The sequence below is a fragment of the Aeromonas crassostreae genome (assembly GCF_054052445.1).
Map to the genome: position 1 here is coordinate 105,888 of NZ_JBSTYM010000001.1, position 26,580 is coordinate 132,467.

Sequence of the window (26,580 nt, forward strand, 5' to 3'; positions counted from 1 at the left end):
GCGGCCATCAAATGAAACGGGCCCATCAGGGCCCGTTTTGTTGAATTCAATCATTACTTGTTGTGGCGATCGGCGAGCCGCTGAACCACATCCTTCAAACCCAAGCCTTCGTTTTGCAGCAAGACGGTCAGGTGATAGAGCAGATCGGCGGATTCGTTGATGAGCTCCTCCCTGTCTTTCGCCATGGCGGCCAGAGCCACTTCTACCCCCTCTTCCCCCACCTTCTGGGCGATGCGCTTGGTGCCCTTGCCATAGAGGCTGGCGGTGTAGCTGGTGGTGGGGTCGGCCCCCTTGCGCGACGCCAGGATCTGCTCAAGCTCCGCCAAGAAGCCAAGCGGCGGCAGCGGGTGGCCGTCGAAGCAGGAGGGGTTGCCCAGATGGCAGGTGGGGCCCACGGGGTCTGCGGCGATGAGCAGGGAGTCCTGATCGCAGTCGGTGCTGATGGCGACGAGTCTCAGCACATGGCCCGAGCTCTCCCCCTTGGTCCACAGGCGCTGCTTGCTGCGGCTGAAGAAGGTGACCTGGCCGGTAGCTTCAGTCTTTTCCAGGGCCTCGCGGGTCATGAAGCCCTGCATCAGCACCTCGCCGCTTAGCGAATGCTGGACGATGGCGGGGATCATGCCGTCACACTTGGCCCAGTCCAGGCGCTCGGCCAGGGGCAATGCATTGTCTACTGCTTGATTATTCACGGATGGCGACTCCTTCGGTTTTCAGCCAGCGTTTCAATTCGGGAATGGGGATGAGGCCCTTGTGGAACACGGACGCCGCCAGGGCACCGTCCACGTCGGCCAGGGTAAAGGCATCGCGAAAATGTGCCATGGCACCGGCGCCGCCTGAGGCAATCAGCGGCACCTTGCACAGGGCCCGTACCAGCTTGAGCTGCTCGAGATCATAGCCCTGACGCATGCCGTCCTGGTTCATCACGTTGAGCACGATTTCGCCGGCGCCGCGCTTTTGCACCTCCTTGACCCACTCCAGGGTGGTCCAGGGGGTGGTGCGGGTGCGGCTCTCGTCGCCGGTAAACTGCTTGACCTGATACTGACCCGTCTCGGCGTCGAAGTAGGAGTCGATGCCCACCACCACGCACTGCACGCCGAAGCGCTCGGCGAGGCGGGTGATCAGGGTGGGATCGGCCAGGGCCGGGGAGTTGATGGAGACCTTGTCCGCACCGAATTCCAGGATCTGGCGGGCATCCTCCACGCTCTTGATGCCGCCGGCGACGCAGAAGGGGATGTCGATGACTTCCGCCACCCGGGTGACCCAGCTCTTGTCCACCACACGGGCGTCGCTCGAGGCGGTGATGTCATAGAACACCAGCTCGTCGGCCCCCTCTTCGGCGTAGCGGCGGGCCAGCTCGACAATGCCCCCCATCACCTCGTGGTTGCGAAACTGCACGCCCTTGACCACGACGCCATCTTTGACGTCGAGGCAGGGGATAATACGCTTTGACAACATCAGCAGCCTCCTTGCTCATTGGTTGCCTGTTCCGGATCCGGTGCGCCCCAGCAGGCGATGGCGTCGGCGACCGAGAACTTGCCCTCCAGCAGGGCGCGGCCGAGGATGATCCCCTTGACTCCTGTGCCCTTGAGCGCCTCTATGTCCGAGATGCCGCCGATACCGCCGGAGGCCTGGAAGCCGACGCTGGGGTAGCGGGCGCAGAGATCCCGGTAGAGCTCGACGTTGCTGCCAGAGAGGGTCCCGTCCCGGCTGATGTCGGTGCAGAGCACGTGACGCAGGCCAACGGGCAGGAAGCGTTCGATCAGCGCCTCAAGGCTCACGCCGCTGTTCTCCTGCCAGCCCGCCACCGCGATCTGGCGGTTGCCCTCTTCATCGATGTTGACGTCCAGGGCCAGCACGATGCGCTCGGGGCCGTATTTCTCCATCCAGCTCGCCACCAGATCCGGGGACTTGACGGCGGTGGAGCCTATCACCACCCGGCTGGCACCGGCGGCCAAGAGGTCTGCCACGTCCTGCTCGCTGCGCACGCCGCCGCCCACCTGGACCGGGGCCTCCGTGGTCGCCAGCAGCTGGGCGATGAGGGTCAGCTGGCGCGCCTTGGCATCCTTGGCGCCGTCCAGATCCACCAGGTGCAGCTGCGCCGCCCCCTGGCTCACATAGTCGTCGAAGCGGGCCTGGGGGTTGTCGCTGTAGGCGGTCTTCTGGCCGTAGTCCCCCTGATAGAGCCGGACTACCTGACCATTGATGAGGTCGATTGCGGGAATGATCATCCTTGTTACAGCTCCAGAAAGTTTTGCAGTAAACGGGCGCCGGCGTGGCCTGAGCGCTCCGGGTGGAATTGGGCGCCGAAGAAGTTGTCCCGACCGACGATGGCGGTGAAGGGCTGGCCATAGTCGCAGCTGGCCAGGGTCGCCTCTGTCACCTCCAGGGCGTAGGAGTGGACGAAGTAGAAGTAGCTGCCGCTCGGGATCCCCTTGAGCAGGGGGTGGGTCTCGTCGTGATCTATCTGGTTCCAGCCCATGTGGGGCAGGCGCAGGTTGCCCACCTCCATCAGCCGGATCCGGCCGGGCACTATGCCGAGGCAGTCGATAAGCCCACCTTCACTGCCATCGGCGCTCATGGTCTCCTCGGAGGCCTGTGCCAGCATCTGCATGCCGAGGCAAAAGCCCAGCAGCGGCTGTTTGGCGGCGCGAATGAGGGGCACCAGCTCCCGCTCATTGAGGTTCTTCATGGCGGCGACGGCGGTGCCGACGCCGGGCAGGATCAGTTTGTCCGCCTGCTCGATGTCGGCGGCCTTGCAGCTCACCTTGGGTTGCACGCCGAGGCGCTCGAACGCCATGCGCACCGAGGCGAGGTTCGCGCAGCCGGTGTCGATGATCACCAGTTTTTGATTGTTCATCATGTGCCCTTACTCATATCGATTGGCGAGGTTGGCGCCATCAATGCGGTGTCGATGATGACCAGCTTCTGTTTCCCCATCACAGCACCCCCTTGCTGGAGGGAAGCTCGCTCCCCTCCACCCGGATGGCCTGGCGCAGGGCGCGGCCAAAGCCCTTGAACAGGGCCTCCACCTGGTGGTGGGTGTTGCCGCTGCCCACCTTCATCTGCAGGGTGATGGCCATGGCGTCCGAGAGGGAGCGGAAGAAGTGGGGTACCATTTCGGTGGCCATCTCGCCCACGCTGTCGCGGCCAAAGCCGCTCGGGCAGTCGAACACGAAGTAGGGGCGACCGCTCAAGTCCAGCGCCGTGGCCACGTCCAGCTCGGTCAGGGAGGTGTTGTCAGCATCCTGGCGGGGACGCCCGTCGATCACCGCCTGCACCTCGTCCATCGCCAGCACGAAGCCGAAGCGACCGATGCCGCGCTTGTTGCCAAGGGCCTGGCGCAGGGCCTGACCCAGGGCCAGCCCCACATCTTCCACCGTGTGGTGATCGTCGATGTGCAGATCGCCGCTGACTTTCAGCTTGAGGCGAAAGCCCGCGTGGGTGGCGATTTGATCCAGCATGTGATCGAAGAAGCCGATACCGGTGGCTATCTGGTTGCCGCCGCTCTTGTCGAGATCCACCGCCACCTGGATGCGGGTCTCCTTGGTGTAACGCTCCACCTCTGCGGTGCGCCCCTTGGCGAGCAGCTGATCACGGATGGCGGTCCAGTCGTGATCTTTTTGGTCATAGCGGATGCTGCGGATGCCCATGTTCTCGGCCAGTTGCAGGTCGGTCTGTCTGTCGCCAATCACGAAGGAGTTGGCAAAGTCGATGCGACCGGAGGCCAGGTACTCCTTGACCAGGCCAAGGTTCGGCTTGCGGCAGCTGCAGCCGTCGGTGGGGAAGTGGGGGCAGATCAGCACCTTTTCCCAGGTGACACCCTGGGATTCGAAGAGGTGCATCATCAGGTCCTGGGGCGGCTGGAAGTTCTCCAGCGGCAGGCTGGCAGTACCCAGACCATCCTGGTTGGTCACCATCACCAGCACGTAGCCTGCGGCCTGCAGCTCGCGCAGCACCGGGATCACCATGGGCTCGAAGCGCAGCTTGGCGAGGCTGTCCACCTGCTTGTCGGTGACCGGCTCTTCTATCAGGGTGCCGTCACGGTCGATAAACAAAAACGGGGTCTTCATAAATGACATCCTTATAAGCTGACTGGCTGGTCACGCAGGACCGCCAGCACGGCATCCATTTCGTTCTGATAGCCGATGGTGACGCGAATGCAGTGTTCCAGGCCCGGCTTGCTGGAGAAGTCCCGCAATATGATGCCGGCGGCCTTCATGGCGGCGAACACGGCGGCGCCATCGGTGAAGCGCACCAGCATGAAGTTGCCCTTGTCCTCGAACACCTCCTGCACGCACGGGAGGCTGGCCAGTTCGGCCTTGAAGCGCGCCTTCTGCCGGTTGAGCTCCAGCACCCGCTCCTGCATCAGCTCAAGCCCCATGGGGGAGAGGGCCTGGGCCGCAATCTGGGCGATGGGCTCGGGGATGGGGTAGGGGGCGATCACCTTGGCCAGCATGGCGATCACCTCGGGATCCCCCAGGGTGAAGCCGCAGCGGATCCCCGCCAGGGCAAAGGCCTTGGAGAGGGTACGAGTCACCACCAGATTGGGGTATTGGGCCAGCAAGTCCACCACGGACGCCTCGGGGCAAAATTCGATGTAGGCCTCGTCCACGACGATGATGGCGCGATCCCGGGCCGCCTCCAGCAGGGCGGTCAGCCCCTCGCGTCCCACCAGATCCCCGGTGGGGTTGTTGGGGGAGCAGAGAAACACCAGCTTGACCTCAGAGAGGGCATCCCGAATGGCGGGCCAGTCCGGCTGGCGGCTGGCGGTGAGCGGCTGCTCGACGACGCCCACGCCGCAGGTCTCGGCGCTGATGGCGTACATGCCGTAGGTGGGCGGGCAGATGAGGATCTGATCCTGGCCCGCCTCGCAGAAGGTGCGGATCAACAGCTCGATGGCCTCGTCGGCGCCGCGGCTCACCATCACCTGGCTCGGGTTGACCCCGGCGTAGGCGGCGTAGCCATCGACCACCTCGGCCGGCTGGCACTCGGGATAACGGTTGAGGCGGCTGCCCTCGATGGTGAAGGGGTAGGCCAGCGGCGCCTCGTTGGCGTTGAGCCAGACGTGACCCTGGCCGCCGATGCGACGGGCGGATTGATAGGGGGTGAGGGCCCGCACCACGCGGCGGGCCAGCTTGGCAATGCTCATGACAAATCCTTCTGCTGTGCTGCTTGCTGTGAATCGGTGGCCAAAGCGTTCAACCTGAGGGTGACGGCATGCTTGTGGGCATCGAGCCCCTCGGCCTGGGCGATGCGCTGGACGATGGGGCCTAGCCCCCGAATGCCATCCTCGCTCAGCTCCTGCACCGTGTAGCGGCGCTGGTAATCGGCGAGCCCCAGGCTCGAGCAGGTGCGGGCATAGCCGTAGGTAGGCAGGGTGTGGTTGGTACCGCTGGCGTAATCGCCGACCGATTCCGGTGTCCAGGCCCCCAGGAAGATGGATCCGGCATTCTCCAGCTTGTCCAGCAGCGCCCGGGGCGCTTTGGTCTGTACGATGAGGTGCTCGGGGGCATAGGCGTTGGAGATGGCGCAGGCCTCATCGAGATTGTCACACAGTATGGTCAGGCTGGCGGCCAGGGCCTGGGCTGCGATGTCGCGGCGGCTGAGCAGGGCCAGCTGGCTGGCCAGCTCCCCCTTGACCGCCTCGGCCAGGGCGGCGCTGGTGGTGACCAGCACCACCTGGCTGTCGGGGCCGTGCTCGGCCTGGGAGAGCAGATCCGAGGCGACGAAGGCGGCGTTGGCGCTCTCGTCGGCAATCACCAGCACCTCGGAGGGGCCGGCCGGCATGTCGATGGCGGCGCCGCGCCAGTCCCGGGAGACCTGTCCCTTGGCTTCGGTCACATAGCTGTTGCCCGGGCCGAAGATCTTGTCCACCTTGGGGATCGTCTGGGTGCCATAGGCCATGGCGGCGATGGCCTGGGCGCCGCCGATGGCGAACACCTTCTCGACGCCGCAGGCGCGGGCGGCGAACAGGATCTCGTCGCTGGCCGGCGACGGGGTGCAGAGCACCACCTCGCGGCAGCCGGCCAGGCGTGCCGGAATGGCCAGCATCATCACGGTGGAGGGGAGGGGGGCGCTGCCCCCCGGCACATAGAGACCGACCCGGTTGATGGGCTGGGTGCGCAGCTCGCACACCACGCCGGGCTGGGTCTCGATGCGCAGTGGCGCCTGTGCCTGGGCGGCGTGGAAGGTGCGGATGTTGCCAATCGCCGCCTCAATGGCGTCCTTGATGTCGTCATCCAGACGGGCGCAGGCGGCCTCGATTTCGTCCTCGCCGACGCGAAGCCGTTCGCGGGGCGCGCGCTCGAAGCGCTGGCTCAATTCCCGCAAGGCGTCGTCGCCACGACTGCGCACCGCCTTGATGATCTCCTGTACCACGCTGCCGACATCGGCCTCGTTGTCCAGGGCGGGCCGGGTCAGGGCCTCGGCCTGCCGGGCGGGGGAGAGCTGATTCCAGATCAGGGTCTGCATGATGTCCCTTCCTTATTCCATCATCTTTTCGATGGGCAGCACCAGGATGGAGCTGGCACCCAGGGCCTTGAGCTGCTCCATGGTTTCCCAGAACAGGGTTTCGCTGGAAACCACGTGCAGGGCGACCTGATTGGTGTCACCGGCCAGCTGCATGATGGTGGGGCGCTCGGCGCCCGGCAGCAGATCCGTGATGGCGTTGAGCTTCTCTTTCGGGGCGTGCAGCATGATGTACTTGCTCTCGCGCGCCTGTTGCATCCCCTGGATGCGGGGCAGCAGCTTGTCGATGAGCTTCTGCTTGGCCTCGCTCAGGGGATTGGGGGCCTGCACCAGCACCGCCTTGGAGCGGTAGATCACCTCCACCTCTTTGAGGCCGTTGGCCTCCAGGGTGGCGCCGGTGGAGACCAGATCGCAGATGGCATCGGCTAGCCCCGCGCGGGGGGCCACCTCCACGGATCCCCCCAGCATCACGCTCTTGAAGCCCAGACCCTGCTCGTCGAAGAAGCGCTTGAGCAGCCCCGGGTAGGAGGTGGCGATGCGCTTGCCGGCCAGGCACTGGGGGCCGGTGTAAACCACGTCTTCCGGCACCGCCAGGGAGAGGCGGCAGCCGCCGAAATCGAGCTGTTTCAAGGTTTTGACTTCGAAGGGCAAGCCCTGGGGCTGGCGAATGAGCTGCACCTCTTCCAGCACGTTCTCGCCTATGATGCCAAGGTCGACCACCCCTTCCATCACTAGGCCCGGGATATCGTCATCCCGTACCCGCAGGATATCGATGGGCATGTTCTCGACGTGGGCGATGAGGCGCTGTTCCCGCAGGTTGATCTTGAGGCCGCAGCTCTTGAACAGGGCTTGGGAGTCCTGGCTCAGACGACCGGACTTTTGCATGGCGATACGCAGGCGTTGTGTTTCCATTTGCTCGATTTCCTTCTAGTCAAAAACGAAAAAACCCTCGGAAGTGTGTGCTTCCGAGGGTTTATGAATCTTGCGGTCCTTTTGGAAGTCACCAGTTAAGTGTCTTCCAGCAGTCAACCTCCTGAAAGACTATTCGGGATGATGATGGTGGTGATGAGTCTTTAGGGAGATAAACAGCATGTAAACAATCCTTTACAAAATAAGATGTCGTAACTGACGCCCGATTTACCTTACCGACCTTGACGAGAATTGCAACAAGGGAATGTAAAATATCACTAAGAAAGTCAGGAAAGGGCGGGGTTGGCCGATAATTGAACAGTCACGGTACGGAGGATCTACCATGCCCAATCAGGATCTGCTCTTTCCCATCTTGCCACGGGCGCCCGCCACGCCCGGTAGCGATGTCGTTCGCCGGGAGGTGACCCCCATCGATCACAAGCATCAGACCCATGAGATTGGCACGGAGCGGGATGGGGGCCAGGGCACGCCCCGGGACTCCCCCCCAGCCAAGGGCTCGGCGCCAGAGCGGCCCGAGCATGAGGAGGAGGCCCCCCAGGAACGCAAGCCTGACTCGGATCACCGGATAGATCTGTTCGTCTGAGCCTTATGCTGGCCCTCGCTTTTGGCTATAATCGCCCCTTTGCTTGCGGGACTCCCTCCTTGACCATCCAGACCCTGTTCTCCCCTGACGGCCCCCTCGCCCGTCACATCGATGGCTTCCTGGCCCGTGCGCCCCAGCTGGCGATGGCCGAAGCGGTCGCGGGCACCATAGCGGGGCATGGCCGACTGCTGGTGGAGGCGGGGACCGGCACGGGCAAGACCTATGCCTATCTGGTACCGGCGCTGGAATCCGGCAAGCGGGTGGTGATCAGCACTGGCTCCAAGAACCTGCAGGAGCAGCTCTTCTACCGGGATCTTCCCACCATCACGGCGGCACTTTCTTACACGCCGCCGGTGGCCCTGCTCAAAGGGCGCAGCAACTATCTGTGCATCGAACGGATGAACCGCCTCTTGAGCGAATCCCACCTGCAAAAGCCCGAGATCTTAAGCGATCTGGTCAAGGTGAAGTCCTGGTCCACCGCGACCCAGACCGGGGATGTGGGGGACATTCCGGGGCTGCAGGAGAACGCCGAGATCCTCCCCCAGATCACCAGCACCAATGAGAATTGTCTGGGGCGCGACTGCCCCTACTATGACGACTGCCACCTGGTGGTGGCCCGGCGCCGCGCCATGGAGGCCCAGGTGGTGGTGATCAATCATCACCTCTTCTTCGCCGATATGGCGGTGAAAGACACGGGATTTGGCGAGTTGGTGCCGCAGGCCCAGGTCTATGTGTTCGATGAGGCCCACCAGCTGGGGGAGATAGCCAGCCACTATTTCGGCAAGTCGGTGGGCAGCCGCGCCCTGCAGGATCTGGCCCGGGACATCCAGCTCGCCTATCGCGCCGAGGCCCACGACATGGGGCAGCTTGGCAAGGCGGCGGACAGGCTCGCCATTGCCAGCCAGGATCTGCGCCTGGCCTTCGGTGTCGATGGCGGGCGGGGCAACACCCGCGACATGCTGCGCCAGCCGCTCTGGGGTCAGGCGCTGGCTCGCCTCAACGATGCCCTCGGTCTCTGCTATGAGGTGCTGAAACTGGCCCTGGGCCGTGGCGAGCAGCTGGATCACTGTTTCGAACGATTGTGTGAGCTGCGCACTCGTCTGGGCGAGGTGCTGGCCATCAACCAGACCGGCTTCTCCTACTGGTATGACTGCTCGCGGCTCCATTTTTCCCTCCATCTCACCCCCTTGTCGGTGGCCGAACGGTTCGGCGCCGAGGTGCAGCGGCCCGAGGTGGCCTGGGTGTTTACCTCGGCCACCCTGACGGTGGACATGGGCTTCGATCACTTCAAGAGCGAGCTCGGGCTGGCGGGAAGCCGCGAGCTGATCCTCGACAGCCCGTTCGACTATGGCGAACAGGCGCGCCTGTGCGTGCCGCGTCAACTGCCCGAGCCCAATGCCTTCGGTCGGGGGGAGCAGCTGGCCCTTCGCATGATCCCCCTCATCAACAAGACCCCGGGGGGCTGTTTCTTCCTCTGCACCAGCCATCAGGTGATGCGGCAGGTGGCCGAGGTACTGCGCCGGGAAATCGGTCGCACCGTCTTGCTGCAGGGGGAGGACAACAAGCAGCGTCTGCTGTCGACCTTCGTGGAGAACGGTCGCGCCGTGCTGGTGGCCACCAGCAGCTTCTGGGAGGGGATAGACGTGCGAGGGGCGGCATTGTCCTGTGTTATCATCGACAAGCTGCCGTTTGCGAGCCCCGATGACCCCTTGCTCAAGGCGCGGGTCGATGATTGCAAGTTGAAGGGGGGAGATCCCTTTGCCGAGATCCAGCTGCCCAAGGCGGTGATTGCCTTGAAGCAGGGGGTGGGGCGGCTGATACGTGATCGCCGTGATCATGGCGTCCTGGTCATCTGTGATCCACGCATGGTCAACAAGCCCTATGGCGCCACCTTTATCAAGAGTCTGCCCGCCATCCCCCGTACCCGGGACCTGACGGGGCTGGGGGATTTCTTTAGCGGACTGGCCGATGCGGCGAGTCCCGATCCGGCTACGGCCGATCTGTTTCAATGATGCCTGTTAGAGAAGAGTCGCGAATGAATGAGTTGAAGATCCTGGCCCTGGATACCGCCACCGAAGCCTGCTCCGCCGCCTTGCTGGTGGGGGAGCGCGTCTATGCGCGCTGGGAGGAGGCACCGCGGGATCACACCAAGAAGATCCTGCCCATGGTGCAGGCCGTGCTCGATGAGGCCGGCATTGCCCTGAGCGATCTCGATGCCATCGCCTTTGGCCGGGGGCCAGGCTCCTTTACCGGGGTGCGGATCGGGGTCGGCGTGGCCCAGGGGCTGGCCTTTGGCGCCGGTGTGCCCCTGCTTGGCATCTCCACCCTGGCGGCCATGGCCCAGGGGGCCCATCGCCAGGAGGGGGCAACGCGGGTGATCAGCGCCATCGATGCCCGCATGGGGGAGGTCTATGTGGGCCGCTATCTGCTGCAAGACGGCATCATGGTGCTGGATGGCGAGGAGCAGGTCACGGCCCCCGAGGCGCTGGCGCAGCAGCCGACCCTGTCCGGCCTCTGGTTTAGCGCGGGTACAGGCTTTGAGACCTATGCTGACGGCCTGAGCGCCCTGGCCGATGAGCAGAGACCCTGCCCGGCGGCGCGCCTGCCCGCCGCCCTGGACATGCTGCCTCTGGCGAGGGCCGCCTGGCTGGCCGGGGCCGCGGTGACCCCGGAGCAGGCCACCCCCGTATACCTCAGGGACAAGGTGACCTGGAAGAAGCTGCCCGGGCGGGAATGAGCCTGGTGCGCCCGGCGAAGGAGAGCAAGATGAAGGCGTTCCGTCAGTTGAGACACCCACTGCTGCTGGGTCTGGCCGCCCTGGTGCTGGCCGGTTGCAGCACCACACCCAAGGAGCTGGCCTATGAGCCGGAGGCCGCCCTGGTGGCCTATCAGCCCGCCTTGGCGGGGCAGGAGGGGAAACCGGCCCGCTGGAGCGGCGTCATCGCCGCCGTGCATAACGAGCAGGATCGCAGCCTGGTCGAGGTGGTCTATCTGCCCCTCAAGAGCAATGGTGTGCCCATGCAGACCGAGCAGAGCCCAGGCCGCTTCCTGGCGGTGATGGAGGGCTTTGTCGATCCCACCCTCTACGCCAAGGGACGCAGCCTGACGGTGCTTGGCACCCTGGACAAGCCAGTGCAGAGCCGGATTGGCGATCACCAGTATCGGTTTTCCGTGATCAGGGTGACCGGCAGCAAGCTGTGGCCACCGGTCAAGGAGGTGGAGGTGCGCTACATGGACCCCTATTTCCATGACCCCTTCTACGATCCCTTCTGGCCGCGGCGGCCGATACGGCGCTGGTGATCCTTGGCCATGACGATGGGTGCAGGGATGAGAGAGGGGCAGTTGCAGCTGGCCGATGGGCGCCGTGTTGCCCTGCTGGAGTCGGGCCTGGCGGGCCAGCCCCTGGTACTGGCGCTCCATGGCTGGCTCGACAATGGCGCCAGCTTCCTGCCGCTGGCCGCCTGCCTAGAAGGGGTTCACCTCGTCTGCGTGGATCTGCCGGGGCACGGTCTGTCCGATCACAAATCCTCCCCCTATGTGTTCACCGACTGGCTCGACGATCTGCATCAGATCATGGCGGCGGGAGGCTGGTCCGATGTCACCCTGCTCGGTCACTCCCTCGGGGCCTTGATTGCCAGCGCCTATGCCGGCGTTTTTCCCGAGCAGGTGGCACGGCTCATCCTGCTGGAGGGGCTGGGGCCCCTCAGTCAACCCGATGAGGAGGTGCCCGCCCAGCTGCGGCGGGCCATTCTCAATCGCAGCCGTACCCGCGCGCGGGCGCCCGGCGGTTTTGCCTCCCTCGACGAAGCGGTGGCGGCCCGCTGCAAGGTGGCCGATATCTCTCCCGAGGCAGCCCGGCTCATCTGCGAGCGCCAGCTGATCCTGCGGGATGGGCGGCTCCATTGGCGCAGCGATGCCAGATTGCGGGATCTCTCGCCGCTGCGCATGAGCGAGGGACAGGCGAGGGCCCTGATGGCGGCGATCCGCTGCCCCGTGCTGTTCGTGCAGGGGGAGCAGGGCTTTGCCAGCCTGACGGCGCAATGGCTGGCCCGGCGCGACTGTTTTGCGCGGATCCATCGGGAGTCGGTGGCGGGCAATCACCACTTTCATATGGATAATCCGTTGCAAACCGCCATTGTTATCGAAAAATTCTGTCACATTCGTTAGAATCTCCCGCTTTCAATCTTTCAGGTTTGCCTCCTTCCTCACATTTCACGCATGTTAATTGGCTGTTAATTCCTGTTGCCATATGTAAAGATACCCGGCATTAGAGTGGTAACTCAAAACAAGCGATTGAAATTGGGACAGGGACGGAGGCAACACAGTGAGCGCACAGGTGCGAGTTATGCATGAGCATGAAGGCAAGCATGAGAATACCAGGTTGCAGCAGGCCGACGCCGCCGGGGAGCAGGCCGTGCCGGTCGACAAGATCTGGTTGACACGCTATCCAGAGGGGGTGCCCGCCGAGATCGATCCCGATATCTACGGCTCCCTGGTCGAGATGTTCGACGCCTCGGTGAGCGAATTCGCCGACCAGCCCGCCTTCGTCAACATGGGCCAGACCATCACCTATCGCCGGCTGGAGGAGCAGTCCCGCGCGTTTGCGGCCTACCTGCAAAACGAACTCAAGCTGGAGAAGGGGGACAGGGTGGCAGTCATGATGCCGAACCTGCTGCAATACCCCATCGCCGTGTTCGGCATACTGCGGGCCGGCATGATAGTGGTCAACGTCAACCCCCTCTATACCCCCCGCGAGCTGGAGCACCAGCTCAACGACTCGGGGGCCAAGGCCATCGTCATCGTCTCCAACTTTGCCCATACCCTGGAGAAGGTGGTGTACGGCACCCCGGTCAAGCACGTCATTTTGACCCGGATGGGGGACAACCTGGGGCTGGCCAAGGGGACGCTCGTCAACTTCGTGGTCAAGTACGTCAAGAAGCTGGTCCCCAAATACAACCTGCCCCATGCCAGCACCATGCGCCAGGCGCTCGCCAAGGGGCGCTACCTGCAGTACATCAAGCCCGAGATCCACAACGAGGATGTCGCCTTCCTGCAATACACAGGCGGCACCACGGGTCTGTCCAAGGGGGCCATGCTGACCCACCGCAACATGATTGCCAACGTCGAGCAGTGCCTGGGGGTCTATGGTCCCGTGCTGGAGCGGGGCAAGGAGTTCGTGGTCACGGCCCTGCCGCTCTATCACGTCTTCGCCCTGACGGTGAACTGCCTGCTGTTCATGCGCATCGGCGGCTACAACCTGCTCATCAGCAACCCCCGCGACATCCCGGGTTTCGTCAAGGAGATCAGGAAGTACCCCTTCACCTGCATCACAGGGGTCAACACCCTGTTCAATGCCCTGGTCAACAACGACGAGTTCCAGAGCATGGACTTCAGCAAGCTGAAACTCACCATTGGCGGCGGCATGGCGGTGCAGCGGGCGGTGGCCGAGCAATGGAAGACGCTGACCGATACGCCGCTGCTGGAAGGCTATGGCCTGACCGAGTGCTCTCCCCTGGTGAGCGTCTGCCCCTATGATCTGGTGGATTACAACGGTTCCATCGGCCTGCCGGTCTGTTCCACCGATATCCGCCTGGTGGATGAAGCCGGCAACCCCATCGCCGCCACCGGTACCCCGGGGGAGATGCAGGTGCGCGGTCCCCAGGTGATGACGGGCTACTGGCAGCGGCCCGAGGCCACCGCCGAGGTGATGCAGGATGGCTGGCTCTGCACCGGCGACATCGCGGTGTGCGACCCGCAGGGCTTCTTCAAGATCGTCGATCGCAAGAAGGACATGATCCTGGTGTCGGGCTTCAACGTCTATCCCAACGAGATAGAGGACGTGGTGGCGCTCCATCCCAAGGTGCTGGAAGTGGCCGCGGTTGGCGTGCCCCACAAGGTGTCCGGGGAGCTGGTCAAGGTATTCGTGGTCAGGAAGGATCCCAAATTGACCGAGGAGGAAGTTATTGCCCATTGCCGTCAACATCTTACTGCCTATAAGGTGCCTAAGCTGGTAGAATTTCGCGACGAACTTCCCAAGACCAATGTGGGCAAGATCCTGCGCCGCGTGCTGCGCGACGAGGAGATAGCCAGGCAGGCCGGGCAATAAGCCGGGCCATCAAGCCGATATGGGGTAAACCGTGGTTCAGGCCACGGTTTTTTCTTTTGGGCCCACCGACAAGATGCAGGCAAAGATGCAATTTCAACTCATTTCAGAGCAAGCCGAGCTGGCGGCCTACCTCGCCGACCTGGCCCGGGTGCCGCTCGCCATCGATACCGAATTCGTGCGCACCCGCACCTATTATCCCCAGCTCGGTCTGTTCCAGATCTATGACGGCGAGCGCCTCGCCCTGCTCGATCCCCTGACCCTGGATCTGGCTCCCTTGTGGCAGCGCCTCGGCCAGGCCGATCAGATCTCCATCCTCCACGCCGCCGGGGAGGATCTCGAACTCATCCAGCACCAGGCGGGCCATCTGCCCAGCCGGGTGCACGACACCCAGCTCGCCACCGCCTTCCTGGGCTACGGGGTGTCAGTGGGGTTTGGCGCCCTGGTCAAGGAGTTCCTCGGCGTGGAGTTGGAAAAGGATCAGGCGCGCACCGACTGGCTGGCGCGCCCGCTCACTCCCCGTCAGCTCGAATACGCGGCGGCGGATGTCTTCTACCTGATGCCCCTCTACGAGAAGGTGATGGCCAGACTCAGGGAGAGCGGCAAGTTCCCCTGGTTCGAGCAGGAGTGCCAGAACCACTGTGCCCGCAAGACCCAGACCAGCGATCCCTATCAGGCCTATCTCGACATCGTCAATGCCTGGCAGCTGGGGCGGCGCGAGCTCGCCATCTTGCGCGAGCTGGCCGCCTGGCGCCAGAAAGAGGCGGTACGCCGGGATCTGGCCCTCAACTTCGTGGTCAAAGAGCTGCACCTGTTCAAGGTGGCCGAGCGCCGGCCCGCTTCGCTGCGGGATCTCAACGAGCTGGGGCTCTCTCCCATCGAGATCAAGATCCACGGCAAGCGGATGCTGGACATCGTCGCCGCTGCCCAGCAGAGCGAGCCGGACAGCTGGCCCGAGCCCATCCGCCGTCTGGTGGATTACCCCCAGTACAAGGGCGAGCTCAAGCGCATCAAGGCCCTGGTGGAGGAGAAGGCCAAGGCCAGCAACATTCCCCCTGAGCTTGTGGCCAGCAAGAAGATCATCCACCAGTACTTCACCTGGAGCTGGCGCATGAGCGAAGAGGAGCGGGCCCGGGCCGACAAGCCCATGCTGCTGCAAGGCTGGCGCCATGAGCTGGTGGGTCACCTGTTGGCCCAGTGAGGCCGTCTGCCCCCGGTTGAGCGATGAACAACAACGGCCCCCCCCCATGGGGGGGGCCCGTTTCATTGACGCTGTGGGGTGTTCGGCCAGGCTCTGCGGCCGGCTCGACGGGCGGGGTTGGGTCCCGCGAGGGGCCCGTTACAGCTCGTGGCCGTGGAAACCCTTGCGATAACGCTGCTCGCAGCGCGGGCAGCGCTGCCGGGTCGGATCCTGATCCAGTTGGTCCAGGGTCAGCGGCTCCTCGCAGTCCGAGCACAGGCCAAACAGCCCCAGCTCAATCTGACAGAGGGTGGCGTCGATGCGCTTGAGCGCCGCCACATTCTGCTCTACTTGCGGCAGATCCAACCGACTGGTGAGATCCACCAACTGATCCCGTTCGCAGTGGCTGGCCTGTTCGGCCCAGTCACCCTGACGGCTCGCCTTGAGCTGAACGATCAGCTCCTCTCGAATTCTGGCCCAGTCGGTCAGCAGGCGATCGCGCCATCCTGCCAACTGCGCTTGCGTCATTTCACACACAGATGCCCCCAACAGACGATTACAGAGTCAGGGCAGTATAGGGAGTCGATGGGAGAGTCAAGATGACATGCGTCAAGTTAACCGTGCTTTGGCGCGCTTTTCTGGCTGAGGCCTTGGCTTGCCGGCGAGCACATGGAGCACCCCCACCACCAGGCAGACGACGCCGGCCAGGGTACTCATGGGGGGCATGATCCCGCGCAGCATGAAGGCATAAAGCAGCCCCGCCAGAGTCTCGAACACGATGAGCGGCCCCACCAGCACGGTCGGCAGGCGCTGGCTCGCCTCGTTCCAGCACAGGGTGCCGAGCCAGGAGCAAAAGAGCCCCACCGCCCCCATCAACAGCACGAAGCGCAGGGGCGTCGGCCCGAAGGGCAGGGGGAAGTCCGGTGCGCTCAGGGCGAGATGGCCGAGGCTGCCGAGGTAGGCAACGAGCGCCACCGGCAGGGTCACCAACCCCTGGGCGGTGGCCCAGAGCGCCGGGCTGCGCCCCGGGTGTTCGCGCAGCCAGCGGGCGTTGCGCAGGGGATACCAGGTCCAGCACAGCACGGCGGCCACCGCCAGGGCGAGCCCGAGCAGCTGATCGGTGTGTGCCTCTGCCTGCCAGGTCAGCTCGGCGCGGTTGACCAGATAGAGGCCGACCCCCATCAGCACCAGTGCCGGGTAGAGACGGGCGCGGGAGAGGCGACCATCCCGCGCGCCATAGAGACGGTTGGCGGCCAGGGCCGTCACCACCGGCAGGGTGCCGATCAACATGGCCGCCAGGGGCGAGCCGATGCGCAAGATGGCCCCCGACAGGCAGAAGTAGTAGATGAGGTTCCCCACCAGGGTGAGGGCGAGGGCCTCGCGCCAGTCGCTGGCCGAGAGGGCCGCCAGGTGCTTGCGGGCCCGCCAGGCGAGCGGCAGCACGATGAGGCCGAAGGCGAGGTAGCGGCCGCTGGCGAGCAGGGCGGGAGGATAGCCGTCCACCAGCAGGGGGGCGACGAAGATGAGCCCCCACATCAGGCCGGCCAGCAGGGCAAACAAGACTCCGATCAACATGTTTCATATCCGGTCAAGAAGAAGGAGGCCAGCCTAGCAGGGGGGAAGGGCGGCGTATTGAACCAGATTGCGCTTTAGCGGCCAGCCTGTACCTGTTTCTGGTAGCGCACCGGGGTGGTGCCATAGCGGCGCAGGAAGGCGCGGTTGAGGTGGGACTGATCGGCCAGACCGCAGGCGGCGGCCACCTCGGCGGCGGGCAGGCCGGCGGCCAGCCACCCCTTGGCTCGCTGCAGGCGGATGGCCATCAACATCTGCTGGGGGGTGACGTGAAAGCGGGCCTTGAAGCTGCGCTGAAAGTGGTAGGGGCTGAGGTTCACCGCCCCCGCCAGCTCGGCCAGGGTAATGGGGCGGGCGAAATAGGCCTGCATATAGTCGATGGCGCGGCCCAGAGGGTGGACCGCTTCGCGCGGGGCCGCCAGGGCCCGGGCGTGGGGGCGCAGGATCTCGCACACGGTGAGCAGCAGGCCGTCGGCGGCGAGCTCGCTGTCACAGTGCCAGAGGGCGTCCAGGGACGCCTGCAGGAGGGGGGCGGTGCGCGGGTCGCTTCGCACGGCATCGGCGAAATACCAGCCGCGCTCGCCGCTGATGGCCTCGAGCCGATCGGCGGGCAGGTAGAGCATGCGATAGCGCCACCCCTGCTCGCAGGCCGCCTCGCCCGTGTGCAGCTCATCGGGGTTCATCAGCACCAGGCTGCCGGGGCCCGCCAGGAGCTGGCTGCCACGATAGCGAAAGCGCTCGGCCCCGCACTCGATGACACCGAGGCCAAACCCCTCGTGACTATGGGGATCGAAGGCGTGGTGCTGGATGTGGGCGCGATAGAGCTCGGTCGCAGGCTGCCCCGGCAGGGCGCGAAAATCGGCCCTGTCGTGCTGATGGGTAAAGGTGACCGGTACTCCCTGCATTCTGACCTCCTGTCATTGAGCCTTCATAGGGCACTGCGGGGCGGCAGGCCCGTGCGGCTCAGGGATGGCGCTTGCTCTCGACCAGCAGGCGATCGCGGATCTCGTCGGCGTGCTTGAGCAGGCGCACCTCGGTGAACAGGGTATCGGCCTGGGGATACTCGCGCTTGAGATAGGAGAACCACTGCTTGATCCGGCTCGGGTAGTAGTCCGCCTTCTCCCCGGCGAGATCCTGCTCCGTGTAGCTCACCATGAGGCGCAGGGCCTCGGACCAGCTCATGTGGGGGCAGTTCGTCTTCATCACCCGGGCCAGGTTGGGCAGGGAGACGGCGCCCCGTCCCACCATCAGGCTGTCACAGCCCGAGACCCGGGCGCAGGCGAGGGCATCCTCGTGGTTCCAGATCTCGCCGTTGGCGGTGACCGGGATGGGCAGGGCGCGGCGGATGGCATCCACATACTCCCAGTGGGCGGGGGGGCGATAGCCCTCGCGCTTGGTGCGAGCATGCACCGCCAGCTCCACCGCGCCCCCGTCACTGGCGGCGTGGGCATTTTCCAGAAACAGCGACTTGTCATCGTAGCCCAGGCGGATCTTGGCGCTGACCGGCAGATGGGCCGGCACGGCCTCCCGCACCGCCTTGACGATGCGATAGACGGCCTCCGGCTCCTTGAGCAGCACGGCGCCCCCCTTGCTCTTGTTGACCGTGGGGGCGGGGCAGCCGAAGTTGAGATCCACCCCGGGGGAGCCGAGGGCGATGGCGCGCACCGCATTCTCCGCCAGCCACTCGGGGTGCTGGCCCAGCAGCTGCACCCGCACCGGGGTACCGGCGCGGGTCTTGCCCCCCTGCCTGAGTTCGGGGGCGATGCGGTAGAAGACCTTGGTGGGCAGCAGCTGATCGACCACCCGCACGAATTCGCTGACGCACAGGTCGTAATCGTTGACGGAGGTGAGCACCTCCCGCATCAGGTGATCGAGCACCCCCTGCATGGGGGCCAAAATTACGCGCATAACCGGTTTTCCGAGGGCAAGGGCTGAAATGGACGCCAGATTGTAGTGGCAACGCCTGCCGCTGTCAGCCTCGAGATGGCCAGATGCCCCCGGCGGGGCGCAAAGGCGGCACCGGGCCGGCTAGGTGGTCCGGGCCTGAGCTGCTAGGATGGCAACAGCAGAGCAGTGAAATGAGGGGAGGTAGGCGGGGATGAAATCTTGGTTGCTGTTTGGTCTGGGTTGGCTCAGCTTTGTCACCGGCCTCGCCGGGTTGGTGTTGCCCCTGCTGCCCTGCACCCCCTTCATGCTGCTGGCGGCCGCCCTGTTTGCCCGCTCGTCGCCGCGCTTTCACCACTGGCTGCTGCACCATCCCTGGTTTGGTCCCCCCATCCGCGACTGGCAGGCCCACAGGGGCATACGGCGGGATGCCAGGCGCCGCGCCATCCTCTTCATCCTGGCGAGCTTCGCCTTCTCCCTGGCCCTGGTGCCCGTCGACTGGGTGCGCTGGCTGCTGATTGCCATCATGGTGATCCTGCTCACCTGGTTAATACGTTTGCCTGTGCTGGAGCCGGTTGCAATGAAGAAGTGAAGTCCCTAAGCTATCGCGGCAATAATGCTATGGAGTTGGCCTGTCGTTTTTGCACGATGGGCCTTTTTGTTTTCCCGTCGCCGCAGTGGCCGGTGCCGGGTCGAAAAATAAGCGGTCATCACATGAATCCGGACATCCTGAAATTTATCGAAGCCAGCATCAAGACCATCCCCGACTATCCCAAGCCCGGGATCCTGTTTCGTGACATCACCAGCCTGATCGAGAATGCCGAGGCCTTCAAGGCCACCATCGATCTGCTGGCCGATCATTACCGTGATCAGGGCATCACCAAGATCGTCGGCACCGAGGCCCGCGGCTTCATCTTCGGCGCCCCCGTTGCCTTCGCCATGGGGCTGGGCTTCGTGCCGGTGCGCAAGCCGGGCAAGCTGCCCCGCGCCGTCATCGAGGAGTCCTACGACCTGGAGTACGGCACCGACACCCTGCAACTGCACACCGATGCCATCGTGCCCGGTGACAAGGTGCTGGTGGTGGACGATCTGCTGGCCACCGGCGGCACCGTCGATGCCACCGTCAAGCTCATCCGCCGCGCCGGTGGCGAGGTGGCCGATGCCGCCTTCATCATCTCCCTGCCATCCCTGGGCGGGGATGCCCGCCTGACCGCCGCCGGCATCAAGGTGGTCTCCCTGGTCGAACTGGCCGGTGCCTAAGGGGCGCTCGTGGCTGGAATGAACGGGCGGCGCAGGTGATTTGAACGAACAGGGGCCTTTGCCGCCTGCCTGACACAGGGAGCCACGACGGATCGGGCTCCCTGTTCTTTTATGGGGCGGCCCCACCTTGCCGCCAGGGGCGGATTGACGCCGCCAACGGGGTGGCCTGCTCGTCTATCTGGTTGAAATAGCGGCACTTATCCCAGGCTTTGCCGCAACTTGGCGCCATCGCCGTTACAGGGCTCTCGCCATTTGTGTTAGCATTCGGCCTCAATGCCCTGTCATCCCCGCATCCAAAGGTTCTATGAGCTATCAGGTTCTGGCGCGTAAATGGCGCCCCCATACATTCGAGCAAGTGGTGGGCCAGCAACATGTGCTGACCGCCCTGACCAATGCCCTGGATCAGGGGCGGCTGCACCATGCCTATCTGCTCAGCGGCACCCGTGGCGTGGGCAAGACCACCATAGCCCGCATCTTGGCCAAGAGCCTCAACTGCGAGCAGGGGATCAGCAGCACCCCCTGCGGGGTGTGCGACACCTGCCGCGAGATCGATCAGGGCAACTTCGTCGATCTGCTGGAGATAGACGCGGCGTCGCGCACCAAGGTGGAAGACACCCGGGAGCTGCTCGACAACGTGCAATATCGCCCGGCCCGCGGCCGCTTCAAGGTCTACCTCATCGATGAGGTGCACATGTTGTCGCGTCACAGCTTCAACGCGCTGCTCAAAACCCTGGAAGAGCCGCCCCCCTATGTGAAGTTTCTGCTGGCCACCACGGATCCCCAGAAGCTGCCCATCACCATCCTCTCCCGTTGCCTGCAGTTTCATCTCAAGAGCCTGGATCAGACCCAGATCGCCCGGCAGCTCGAATGGGTGCTGGAGCAGGAGGGGCAACCGTTCGAGCCGCGCGCCTTGCAGGCCCTGGCCAAGGCGGCCGATGGCAGCATGCGCGACGCCCTGAGCCTCACCGATCAGGCCCTGGCCCATGGCAACGGCCGGGTGGGGGAGGCGAGCGTGCTGGCCATGCTCGGCACCCTGGATCATCACCACCTGCACCAGTTGCTGGAGGCGATACTGCGCCAGGATGCCCAGGCCACCATGGCCAAGATAGGTGAGATAGCGACCCTGGGGCCGGATTTTGATCAGCTCCACGCCGAGCTGGAAGCCCTGCTCCATCGCATCGCCCTGGCACAACTGCTGCCGGCCAGCGTGCAGGAGCAGGGGATGGAGGCGGACGCCCTGACCCAGCTCGCCAAGGCCATGGGGCCGGAGGAGGTGCAGCTCTGCTACCAGATAGTGCTGGGGGGGCGCAAGGATCTGCCCTGGGCCCCGGACGGTCGCACCGCCCTGGAGATGACCTGCCTGCGCATGCTCGCCTTCTCGCCCCGGCGCGACCCGATACACCCGGCGAGCCTGGGTGCCCTGCCGGCGCAGGCGGGGCAGGGGGCCGCTCCCTTGGGGTTGGGAAAGCCGCAACCGGCTGAGCCCGCCGCCCCGCAGGCCACGGCGGTTGCCCATGACAGCGGCGCCGCCCTGACGCCTGCGCCTCTCCCGCCAACCGAGGGCGAGAAGGACCGGCCTTCGCCAGCCGAGGTCGCGGGAGAGGGCGAGATTGCCGCTCCCCTGGCGCGGCCAGGGCAGAGCGAGGGGGCGACCCCGCCCGGCCCGGCTGCGGCGCCAGAGGAGACAGGGGAGGCGCTCTCCCCGCTCTTTGCCGAGCAGGCGGCGCTGTTGCAGGCGGCGAGCGAGATGGGTTATCGAGACGCGCCTTCTGCCCAGATCGGGAGCATGCCTGCGGGTCCGCAGGCAGAGTCGCCAGCGCATCCGTCCGGGAGCGGGGAGCCGCCTGCCGCCAGCACCGACAGGGGGGAGCCGATGGGGCTGAGCCCCTCGGCGCCCCGGCAGGGGGAAGCGTCGACCCCGGTGGCGACAGTCGCCCCAGCCGACGCCGCGTTGGGCGAGGAGAGCGCCGGGGGCGGCATCATGAGCCTGCTGGACACCCGCAACATGCTGCGCAGCCGGTTGCGGGCCTCGGAAGGGGCGACCAGACCCGCCGCCAGAGCCGCGGCGGTAGCAGGGGCAGGCCAGCCCCGTCCGGAGGCGGCCTCGCCCAGGCGTGACGCAGCCGAGGCGCCCGCCACCATCCCGGCCCCGAGCCCGGTCGCGGCGCCAGCCTCCCCTTCGGCAGGGGAGACCCCCTGGCAGGGGGATTGGTCCTATGATGTGCCAAGGGAGCGGGACGAGGAGGAGGGCGACCTTCAGGCCTATCAGGAGTACCTGACCCAGGGGGCGGCGAGCGCGCCTGCGCCCGCGTTGGCGGCGCCGAGGGAGCGCGATGGCGCCCCTGCACCGCGCAGTGCCAGCCAGGGCGGGCGCGAGGCGGACTCTCCCCCCTGGGATCCCGACGGCCCCTCGACCGGGGCGCAGCAGCCCGTCGACCATGGCGCCCCTTCTGCTCCTGCGACCGGGCTCGCCCCCGCCTCGCCCACGGCTGAAGGGCGGGACGCCCTGGCCCCGGCAGAGACGGCGGCCCCGGCCCTTGAGACCATCGACTGGAACGCCATCGAGAGCGAGCAGGAAGAGGAGGTGGGGGACGAGCCGAGCCGGCTCATCCCCGCCAGCCTGCTGGCCAGCTGCGGCGATCCCTGGAGCGAGCTCATCGCCCGCACCCGGGTGGGGGGCCGACTGCGTCAGCTCGCCATCAATGCGGTGATGAGCCAGCAGGAGGAGCGGGTCCTGCTGACCCTCAAACCCGAACAGCGTCACCTGGTGAGCGATCGTGCCCTGGCCGAGCTCGCGGCCATCATAGGCCCAGAGCTTGGCCGCGAGGTGCGCATCGAGGTGACCCTGGGCACGGTGGCCGAGCGGGAGACGCCGCTGGAGATCGAGCATCGCCTCTACCTCGGGGTGCTCGAGCAGGCGGGGCGGGATCTGGAGCAGGATCCCAATGTGCAGTTTTTACGTCAGCGATTCGGTGCCGAGCTCCACATGGAGAGTATCGAGCCCCTCAATCGCTGAATCAGGGGCGGGGAGTGTGCTCCCCGCTTGAAATGCCGCTCGGCCGTCCCCATCTAGGACAGACGAGCCTAACGCCCGGCCAGGTGCGCCGGATTTCAACGCGAGAGACGACATATGTTTGGTAAAGGTGGAATGGGTAACCTGATGAAACAGGCCCAACAGATGCAAGAGCGCATGCAGAAGATGCAAGAGCAGCTGGCCCTGATGGAAGTGACGGGTGAAGCGGGCGCTGGCATGGTCAAGGTCACCATGACCGGCAGCCACAGCGTGCGTCGCATCGAGATCGATCCCTCCCTGATGGAAGATGACAAGGAGCTGCTGGAAGATCTGGTGGCCGCCGCCTGCAACGACGCCGTGCGCCGGGTCGAAGAGCAGAACAAGAGCAAGATGGGCGAGCTGACCGGTGGCATGCAGCTGCCCCCGGGCATGAAGCTGCCGTTCTAAGGCGCTTGCCAACCGAGTCAAAGAGGGGCCCCTGTGGCCCCTCTTCTATTGGGCGCCGGCCATCATGGCGGGTGCAATCTGGCGCAGGATGGCTACAATGGCGCCCTCTCTTTTTCCCCTCAGGGAGCCCCTTGTGCTGGCCCAACGCTTCGAACGCCTCGATCACCTGCTGACCCTCTGCCGCCCCTGGTGGCAATACCAGCCCTATCATCACCTGGCGATCGCCTTTGCCGGCGAGGCCCCCGAGCTGGCGGCCCTGCTCGATGGCCTGAGTCTGGCGCAGCTCAACCGGCTCGATGGCGATATGACTGCCCTGGCCAGCCTGCTGGCCCCCTGGATCCCCCAAGGGGCCGAGTTGCAGGCCCTGAGCGAGTTGACGCGCTTTGAGGCCGAGCCCGTCGAGTGCGGCAAGGCCATGGCGTTGCACATGCCGGGTCGCAAGCAGACCCAGATCGAGGCCTTCACCGGCTGCCTGCCCCCCCATGAGGGGCCCTACCTGGAGTGGTGCGCCGGCAAGGGGCACCTGGGCCGGCTGCTCTCGGTGCACCGCCGTGCCGAGGTGACCAGCCTGGAGTGGCAGGGGCAGTTGTGCGAGGAGGGGCGCAGGCTCGCCGAGCGGGATGGCGCTCGCATGCGCTTCATCGAGGCCGATGCCTTCGCCGCCGAATCGGTGGCGCTGATCGCCCCCGAGCATCACGCCCTGGCGCTCCATGCCTGTGGCGAGCTGCATACCCATCTGCTGGAGGGGGTGGCCGCGCGCGGCGCCCGCGGCGTGACCCTCTCCCCCTGTTGCTATCACCTGATCCGGGGAACCCACTATCGCCCCCTCTCCCGGGCGGCCCGGGCCAGTGCCCTGGGGCTGAGCAAGGCAGACTTGCGCCTGCCCCTGCAAGAGACGGTCACCGGTGGCGCCCGCATCGCCCGGCTGCGGGAGCAGGAGGTGGTGTGGCGCCTGGGCTTTGACTGCCTGCAGCGCCAGGTACGGGGAGTGGATGAGTACCTGCCGGTGCCCAATATGCAAAAGAGCCTGCTCACCGGCAGCTTCGAGGCCTTCTGCCGCTGGGCCGCCGAGCGCAAGGGGATAGCCCTGCCTGCCGGGCTCGACTACGACGGCCTGCTGGCCCGGGGGGAGGCGCGCTATGGGGATGTCGCCCGCATGGAGCTGGTGCGTCACCTGTTTCGCCGCCCCCTGGAGATCTGGCTCGGGCTGGATCGCGCCCTCTTCCTGCAAGAGCAGGGCTACCGGGTGGAACTCGGCGAGTTCTGCGCCAAGCCCATGACCCCGCGCAACCTGCTGATCCGCGCCGTGCGTGGCTGAAGGCGGGGCGGCTGCTCTGCTCTGGCTGACGGTGGGGATGGACTTCACCGCCTGACTGTCTGCGTGTTTATCTCTTTGCCTCGCCCCGCTTCCCCAGCGCTCGCCTGCCTGGGGCGGCGTTATCCCCCTTGCGGGCCGGCTCATCGGGCAGTGAGTCGGCTCACACATCCATCAGACTTCTTATTTTCCTCTGTGAATTTAGTTGTTGATCTGTCTATGCTCGGCTGAGTTTTCATCTGAGACAAGGACGGTTGCCCATGTTGAACATCACCCGTTGCGCCTGGCTGGTGGCCGCGGCCTGCGCCCTGCCAGGTCATGCCGCCATGACTATCCAGCCCGATCCCGAGCAGGCCGGGGGCTATCTGATCGCCCAGGCGGATATCGAGGCGCAGGCGCAGACCAAGACGGCCAACCCCATGTATGCCCTCTGGGCCAAGGCGCTGGCGACTCGCCCCAATACTGTTGTCGAGGCCATTTACCCCAGGGCGGCGAGCAACCCTGACAACGTCAAGCGGGTCGAGCGGGTGTTCCCCGAGGCCGAATGGGACTTTCTGACCCAGATGGCGGCGCCGGAATACACCTATGAGCGTTTCTTGCGGGCGGTGGGCAAGTTCCCGGCGTTCTGCGGGGAGTACACCGATGGCCGCGACGCCGATGCCATCTGCAAGAAATCCATCATCACCGCCTTCGCCCACTTCTCCCAGGAGACGGGGGGCCACATCGCCAAGGAGAACGTCTCGGACAACCCCCTGGCCCTGGAGGAGTGGCAGCAGGCCCTGGTCCATGTGCGCGAGATGGGCTGGGCCGAGGGGCAGCTGGGTTACACCACGGGCTGCGGCCAGCAGGATTGGCAGAACAAGAAGTGGCCCTGCGCCAGCGGACAGGGGTATTTTGGCCGCGGCGCGAAACAACTCTCCTATCACTTCAACTACGGCGCCTTCTCCGAGGCCATGTTCGACGGTGATGCCAGCGTGCTGCTAAACAACCCCGGGCTGGTGGCGGACTCCTGGCTCAATCTGGCGTCCGCCATCTGGTTCTTCCTGACCCCGCAGGCCCCCAAACCCGCCATGCTGCACGTGATCGACCGCACCTGGGTCCCCTCCCGACGCGAGCAGGATGCGGGCATCGGCTACGGTTTTGGCACCACCATCAACGTCATCAACGGCGGCATAGAGTGCGGCGAGCAGAACAAGGACAAGGGCCAGCCGGTCAACCGCATCCGCTACTGGGAGGGGCTGGCCGCTCACTACCAGATCCCGGTGCCGAGCGACGAGAAGAACACCTGCTGGCAGCAGACCCCCTATGGCAGCCTGAACCTCAATGGCGCCACCGACGTGCTCTACACCAACTGGGACGGCAACTGGAAATACTACCCGGACAGACCCGGTGGCTATTCGTTCGAGTGCGAGCTGGTGGGATTCCAGACCGCCTATTCGGCCCTGGTGCCGGGGGATTATCAGAAGTGCGTCACCAACGTCTATGGCTCCCACGCCAACTGGCCCAAGGTGCGCATCGTGGCCGAGCTGACGCCGCCGCCGACCGATCCCTCGACGCCCCCCGTCGGCGGCGTGGCCGCCTGGCGCGCCAGCAAGGTCTATGTCGCCGGGGACAGGGTCAGCTTCCAGGGCGCCCTCTACCAAGCCAAGTGGTGGACCCAGGGCAACGAGCCCGGCCAGGGGGATCCCTGGGCGCCGGTGAGCTGAGCGGCGGGACCGGATAGGGGAGGCGATGGGCCTCCCTTATTCTTGGCATGGGGCTCCTCTTTGCCAGCGCGCCCCTTTGCTGAGGGGCGGCGAGGGCCCACCGTCCCCCTGCAGGAGGC

General features: G+C 65.3%; 25 protein-coding genes and 1 other annotated feature. Of the genes, 13 read left to right on the top strand and 12 right to left on the bottom strand.

Annotated elements, in window-relative coordinates; genetic code table 11:
* Positions 1-53: 53 nt before the first annotated feature.
* The 8 genes from hisIE to hisG form a co-directional block, all read right to left on the bottom strand.
* Positions 54-689 (bottom strand): bifunctional phosphoribosyl-AMP cyclohydrolase/phosphoribosyl-ATP diphosphatase HisIE, encoded by a 636-nt coding sequence (gene hisIE / locus ACW5W4_RS00450; protein WP_456688025.1) that lies wholly within the window; start codon positions 687-689, stop codon positions 54-56.
* Positions 682-1,455 carry an imidazole glycerol phosphate synthase subunit HisF gene (gene hisF / locus ACW5W4_RS00455; protein WP_456688026.1) on the bottom strand — a complete coding sequence of 258 codons (774 nt, stop codon included), beginning with the start codon at positions 1,453-1,455 and terminating at the stop codon, positions 682-684. Before hisF ends, hisIE begins: the two co-directional genes overlap by 8 nt.
* Positions 1,455-2,228 carry a 1-(5-phosphoribosyl)-5-[(5-phosphoribosylamino)methylideneamino]imidazole-4-carboxamide isomerase gene (hisA, locus tag ACW5W4_RS00460; RefSeq protein ID WP_456688027.1) on the bottom strand — a complete coding sequence of 258 codons (774 nt, stop codon included), beginning with the start codon at positions 2,226-2,228 and terminating at the stop codon, positions 1,455-1,457. Before hisA ends, hisF begins: the two co-directional genes overlap by 1 nt.
* A 5-nt stretch (positions 2,229-2,233) precedes the next feature.
* Entirely contained in the window at positions 2,234-2,857 is a 624-nt protein-coding gene (gene hisH, locus ACW5W4_RS00465) for an imidazole glycerol phosphate synthase subunit HisH (protein ID WP_456688175.1), read from the bottom strand.
* A gap of 79 nt (positions 2,858-2,936) precedes the next feature.
* Entirely contained in the window at positions 2,937-4,070 is a 1,134-nt protein-coding gene (hisB, locus tag ACW5W4_RS00470) for a bifunctional histidinol-phosphatase/imidazoleglycerol-phosphate dehydratase HisB (protein WP_456688028.1), read from the bottom strand.
* 11 nt (positions 4,071-4,081) lie between these two features.
* Positions 4,082-5,149 (bottom strand): histidinol-phosphate transaminase, encoded by a 1,068-nt coding sequence (gene hisC / locus ACW5W4_RS00475; RefSeq protein ID WP_456688029.1) that lies wholly within the window; start codon positions 5,147-5,149, stop codon positions 4,082-4,084.
* Positions 5,146-6,471 (bottom strand): histidinol dehydrogenase, encoded by a 1,326-nt coding sequence (gene hisD, locus ACW5W4_RS00480; protein WP_456688030.1) that lies wholly within the window; start codon positions 6,469-6,471, stop codon positions 5,146-5,148. The genes hisC and hisD overlap by 4 nt, the downstream gene beginning before the upstream one ends.
* A 12-nt stretch (positions 6,472-6,483) precedes the next feature.
* On the bottom strand, positions 6,484-7,380 hold the full coding sequence (hisG, locus tag ACW5W4_RS00485; protein WP_427263026.1) for an ATP phosphoribosyltransferase: 897 nt from the start codon (positions 7,378-7,380) through the stop codon (positions 6,484-6,486).
* A 25-nt stretch (positions 7,381-7,405) separates the two neighbouring features.
* Positions 7,406-7,534 (bottom strand) — a sequence feature (His leader region).
* Between the two features lie 186 nt (positions 7,535-7,720).
* Here hisG and ACW5W4_RS00490 point away from each other — a divergent pair.
* The 7 genes from ACW5W4_RS00490 to rnd all read left to right on the top strand — a co-directional run bounded on the left by ACW5W4_RS00490 (position 7,721) and on the right by rnd (position 15,285).
* Positions 7,721-7,981, top strand: a complete 261-nt coding sequence (locus ACW5W4_RS00490) for a hypothetical protein (RefSeq protein WP_456688031.1) — start codon at positions 7,721-7,723, stop codon at positions 7,979-7,981.
* A 59-nt stretch (positions 7,982-8,040) separates the two neighbouring features.
* Complete coding sequence (locus ACW5W4_RS00495) at positions 8,041-9,993, top strand: ATP-dependent DNA helicase (RefSeq protein ID WP_456688032.1); 1,953 nt, start codon at positions 8,041-8,043, stop codon at positions 9,991-9,993.
* 23 nt (positions 9,994-10,016) lie between these two features.
* Positions 10,017-10,718 (top strand): tRNA (adenosine(37)-N6)-threonylcarbamoyltransferase complex dimerization subunit type 1 TsaB, encoded by a 702-nt coding sequence (gene tsaB, locus ACW5W4_RS00500; protein WP_427263029.1) that lies wholly within the window; start codon positions 10,017-10,019, stop codon positions 10,716-10,718.
* Positions 10,719-10,747: 29 nt separating this feature from the next.
* Positions 10,748-11,281: a Slp family lipoprotein gene (locus ACW5W4_RS00505; protein ID WP_456688033.1), complete on the top strand. Its 534-nt coding sequence runs from the start codon at positions 10,748-10,750 to the stop codon at positions 11,279-11,281.
* 15 nt (positions 11,282-11,296) lie between these two features.
* Positions 11,297-12,148, top strand: a complete 852-nt coding sequence (locus tag ACW5W4_RS00510; protein ID WP_456688176.1) for an alpha/beta fold hydrolase — start codon at positions 11,297-11,299, stop codon at positions 12,146-12,148.
* A 178-nt stretch (positions 12,149-12,326) separates the two neighbouring features.
* Positions 12,327-14,087: a long-chain-fatty-acid--CoA ligase FadD gene (gene fadD, locus ACW5W4_RS00515; protein WP_456688034.1), complete on the top strand. Its 1,761-nt coding sequence runs from the start codon at positions 12,327-12,329 to the stop codon at positions 14,085-14,087.
* Positions 14,088-14,172: 85 nt separating this feature from the next.
* Positions 14,173-15,285, top strand: coding sequence for a ribonuclease D (rnd, locus tag ACW5W4_RS00520; protein ID WP_456688035.1), 1,113 nt, complete (start codon positions 14,173-14,175; stop codon positions 15,283-15,285).
* Between the two features lie 138 nt (positions 15,286-15,423).
* Here the strand turns inward: rnd and ACW5W4_RS00525 are convergent, their stop codons facing one another.
* The 4 genes from ACW5W4_RS00525 to dusC form a co-directional block, all read right to left on the bottom strand.
* The gene (locus tag ACW5W4_RS00525) at positions 15,424-15,792 is read right to left on the bottom strand and encodes a conjugal transfer protein TraR (RefSeq protein WP_427263033.1); all 369 of its coding nucleotides are present in this window, start codon (positions 15,790-15,792) and stop codon (positions 15,424-15,426) included.
* A gap of 81 nt (positions 15,793-15,873) precedes the next feature.
* On the bottom strand, positions 15,874-16,839 hold the full coding sequence (locus ACW5W4_RS00530; protein ID WP_456688036.1) for a DMT family transporter: 966 nt from the start codon (positions 16,837-16,839) through the stop codon (positions 15,874-15,876).
* Between the two features lie 74 nt (positions 16,840-16,913).
* The gene (locus tag ACW5W4_RS00535; protein ID WP_456688037.1) at positions 16,914-17,741 is read right to left on the bottom strand and encodes an AraC family ligand binding domain-containing protein; all 828 of its coding nucleotides are present in this window, start codon (positions 17,739-17,741) and stop codon (positions 16,914-16,916) included.
* A gap of 58 nt (positions 17,742-17,799) precedes the next feature.
* Entirely contained in the window at positions 17,800-18,744 is a 945-nt protein-coding gene (gene dusC, locus ACW5W4_RS00540) for a tRNA dihydrouridine(16) synthase DusC (protein ID WP_456688038.1), read from the bottom strand.
* Between the two features lie 190 nt (positions 18,745-18,934).
* On the opposite strand from dusC, the gene ACW5W4_RS00545 reads away from it, so the two are divergent.
* The 6 genes from ACW5W4_RS00545 (at position 18,935) to ACW5W4_RS00570 (ending at position 26,461) form a co-directional block, all read left to right on the top strand.
* Positions 18,935-19,312: a YbaN family protein gene (locus ACW5W4_RS00545; protein ID WP_408793198.1), complete on the top strand. Its 378-nt coding sequence runs from the start codon at positions 18,935-18,937 to the stop codon at positions 19,310-19,312.
* 122 nt (positions 19,313-19,434) lie between these two features.
* Positions 19,435-19,980, top strand: a complete 546-nt coding sequence (apt, locus tag ACW5W4_RS00550) for an adenine phosphoribosyltransferase (protein WP_408793199.1) — start codon at positions 19,435-19,437, stop codon at positions 19,978-19,980.
* Positions 19,981-20,284: 304 nt separating this feature from the next.
* Positions 20,285-22,996, top strand: coding sequence for a DNA polymerase III subunit gamma/tau (dnaX, locus tag ACW5W4_RS00555; RefSeq protein ID WP_456688039.1), 2,712 nt, complete (start codon positions 20,285-20,287; stop codon positions 22,994-22,996).
* A 114-nt stretch (positions 22,997-23,110) separates the two neighbouring features.
* Positions 23,111-23,440, top strand: coding sequence for a YbaB/EbfC family nucleoid-associated protein (locus ACW5W4_RS00560; protein WP_041997156.1), 330 nt, complete (start codon positions 23,111-23,113; stop codon positions 23,438-23,440).
* A gap of 133 nt (positions 23,441-23,573) precedes the next feature.
* Positions 23,574-24,758 carry a methyltransferase gene (locus tag ACW5W4_RS00565; RefSeq protein ID WP_456688040.1) on the top strand — a complete coding sequence of 395 codons (1,185 nt, stop codon included), beginning with the start codon at positions 23,574-23,576 and terminating at the stop codon, positions 24,756-24,758.
* Positions 24,759-25,015: 257 nt separating this feature from the next.
* Positions 25,016-26,461 carry a chitinase gene (locus ACW5W4_RS00570; RefSeq protein ID WP_456688041.1) on the top strand — a complete coding sequence of 482 codons (1,446 nt, stop codon included), beginning with the start codon at positions 25,016-25,018 and terminating at the stop codon, positions 26,459-26,461.
* The last annotated feature ends 119 nt before the right edge of the window (positions 26,462-26,580 follow it).

What these genes read in the sequence shown, in the direction of transcription:
- hisA (WP_456688027.1), bottom strand. Translation starts at nt 2,228, where the DNA reads ATGATCATTCCCGCAATCGACCTCATCAATGGTCAGGTAGTCCGGCTC.
- hisD (WP_456688030.1), bottom strand. Translation starts at nt 6,471, where the DNA reads ATGCAGACCCTGATCTGGAATCAGCTCTCCCCCGCCCGGCAGGCCGAG.
- rnd (WP_456688035.1), top strand. Translation starts at nt 14,173, where the DNA reads ATGCAATTTCAACTCATTTCAGAGCAAGCCGAGCTGGCGGCCTACCTC.
- ACW5W4_RS00490 (WP_456688031.1), top strand. Translation starts at nt 7,721, where the DNA reads ATGCCCAATCAGGATCTGCTCTTTCCCATCTTGCCACGGGCGCCCGCC.
- ACW5W4_RS00525 (WP_427263033.1), bottom strand. Translation starts at nt 15,792, where the DNA reads ATGACGCAAGCGCAGTTGGCAGGATGGCGCGATCGCCTGCTGACCGAC.
- ACW5W4_RS00510 (WP_456688176.1), top strand. Translation starts at nt 11,297, where the DNA reads ATGGGTGCAGGGATGAGAGAGGGGCAGTTGCAGCTGGCCGATGGGCGC.
- apt (WP_408793199.1), top strand. Translation starts at nt 19,435, where the DNA reads ATGAATCCGGACATCCTGAAATTTATCGAAGCCAGCATCAAGACCATC.
- ACW5W4_RS00530 (WP_456688036.1), bottom strand. Translation starts at nt 16,839, where the DNA reads ATGTTGATCGGAGTCTTGTTTGCCCTGCTGGCCGGCCTGATGTGGGGG.
- ACW5W4_RS00505 (WP_456688033.1), top strand. Translation starts at nt 10,748, where the DNA reads ATGAAGGCGTTCCGTCAGTTGAGACACCCACTGCTGCTGGGTCTGGCC.
- hisG (WP_427263026.1), bottom strand. Translation starts at nt 7,380, where the DNA reads ATGGAAACACAACGCCTGCGTATCGCCATGCAAAAGTCCGGTCGTCTG.
- hisH (WP_456688175.1), bottom strand. Translation starts at nt 2,857, where the DNA reads ATGAACAATCAAAAACTGGTGATCATCGACACCGGCTGCGCGAACCTC.
- ACW5W4_RS00545 (WP_408793198.1), top strand. Translation starts at nt 18,935, where the DNA reads ATGAAATCTTGGTTGCTGTTTGGTCTGGGTTGGCTCAGCTTTGTCACC.
- hisF (WP_456688026.1), bottom strand. Translation starts at nt 1,455, where the DNA reads ATGTTGTCAAAGCGTATTATCCCCTGCCTCGACGTCAAAGATGGCGTC.
- hisB (WP_456688028.1), bottom strand. Translation starts at nt 4,070, where the DNA reads ATGAAGACCCCGTTTTTGTTTATCGACCGTGACGGCACCCTGATAGAA.
- hisC (WP_456688029.1), bottom strand. Translation starts at nt 5,149, where the DNA reads ATGAGCATTGCCAAGCTGGCCCGCCGCGTGGTGCGGGCCCTCACCCCC.
- ACW5W4_RS00570 (WP_456688041.1), top strand. Translation starts at nt 25,016, where the DNA reads ATGTTGAACATCACCCGTTGCGCCTGGCTGGTGGCCGCGGCCTGCGCC.
- dusC (WP_456688038.1), bottom strand. Translation starts at nt 18,744, where the DNA reads ATGCGCGTAATTTTGGCCCCCATGCAGGGGGTGCTCGATCACCTGATG.
- tsaB (WP_427263029.1), top strand. Translation starts at nt 10,017, where the DNA reads ATGAATGAGTTGAAGATCCTGGCCCTGGATACCGCCACCGAAGCCTGC.
- ACW5W4_RS00535 (WP_456688037.1), bottom strand. Translation starts at nt 17,741, where the DNA reads ATGCAGGGAGTACCGGTCACCTTTACCCATCAGCACGACAGGGCCGAT.
- ACW5W4_RS00560 (WP_041997156.1), top strand. Translation starts at nt 23,111, where the DNA reads ATGTTTGGTAAAGGTGGAATGGGTAACCTGATGAAACAGGCCCAACAG.
- dnaX (WP_456688039.1), top strand. Translation starts at nt 20,285, where the DNA reads ATGAGCTATCAGGTTCTGGCGCGTAAATGGCGCCCCCATACATTCGAG.
- fadD (WP_456688034.1), top strand. Translation starts at nt 12,327, where the DNA reads ATGCATGAGCATGAAGGCAAGCATGAGAATACCAGGTTGCAGCAGGCC.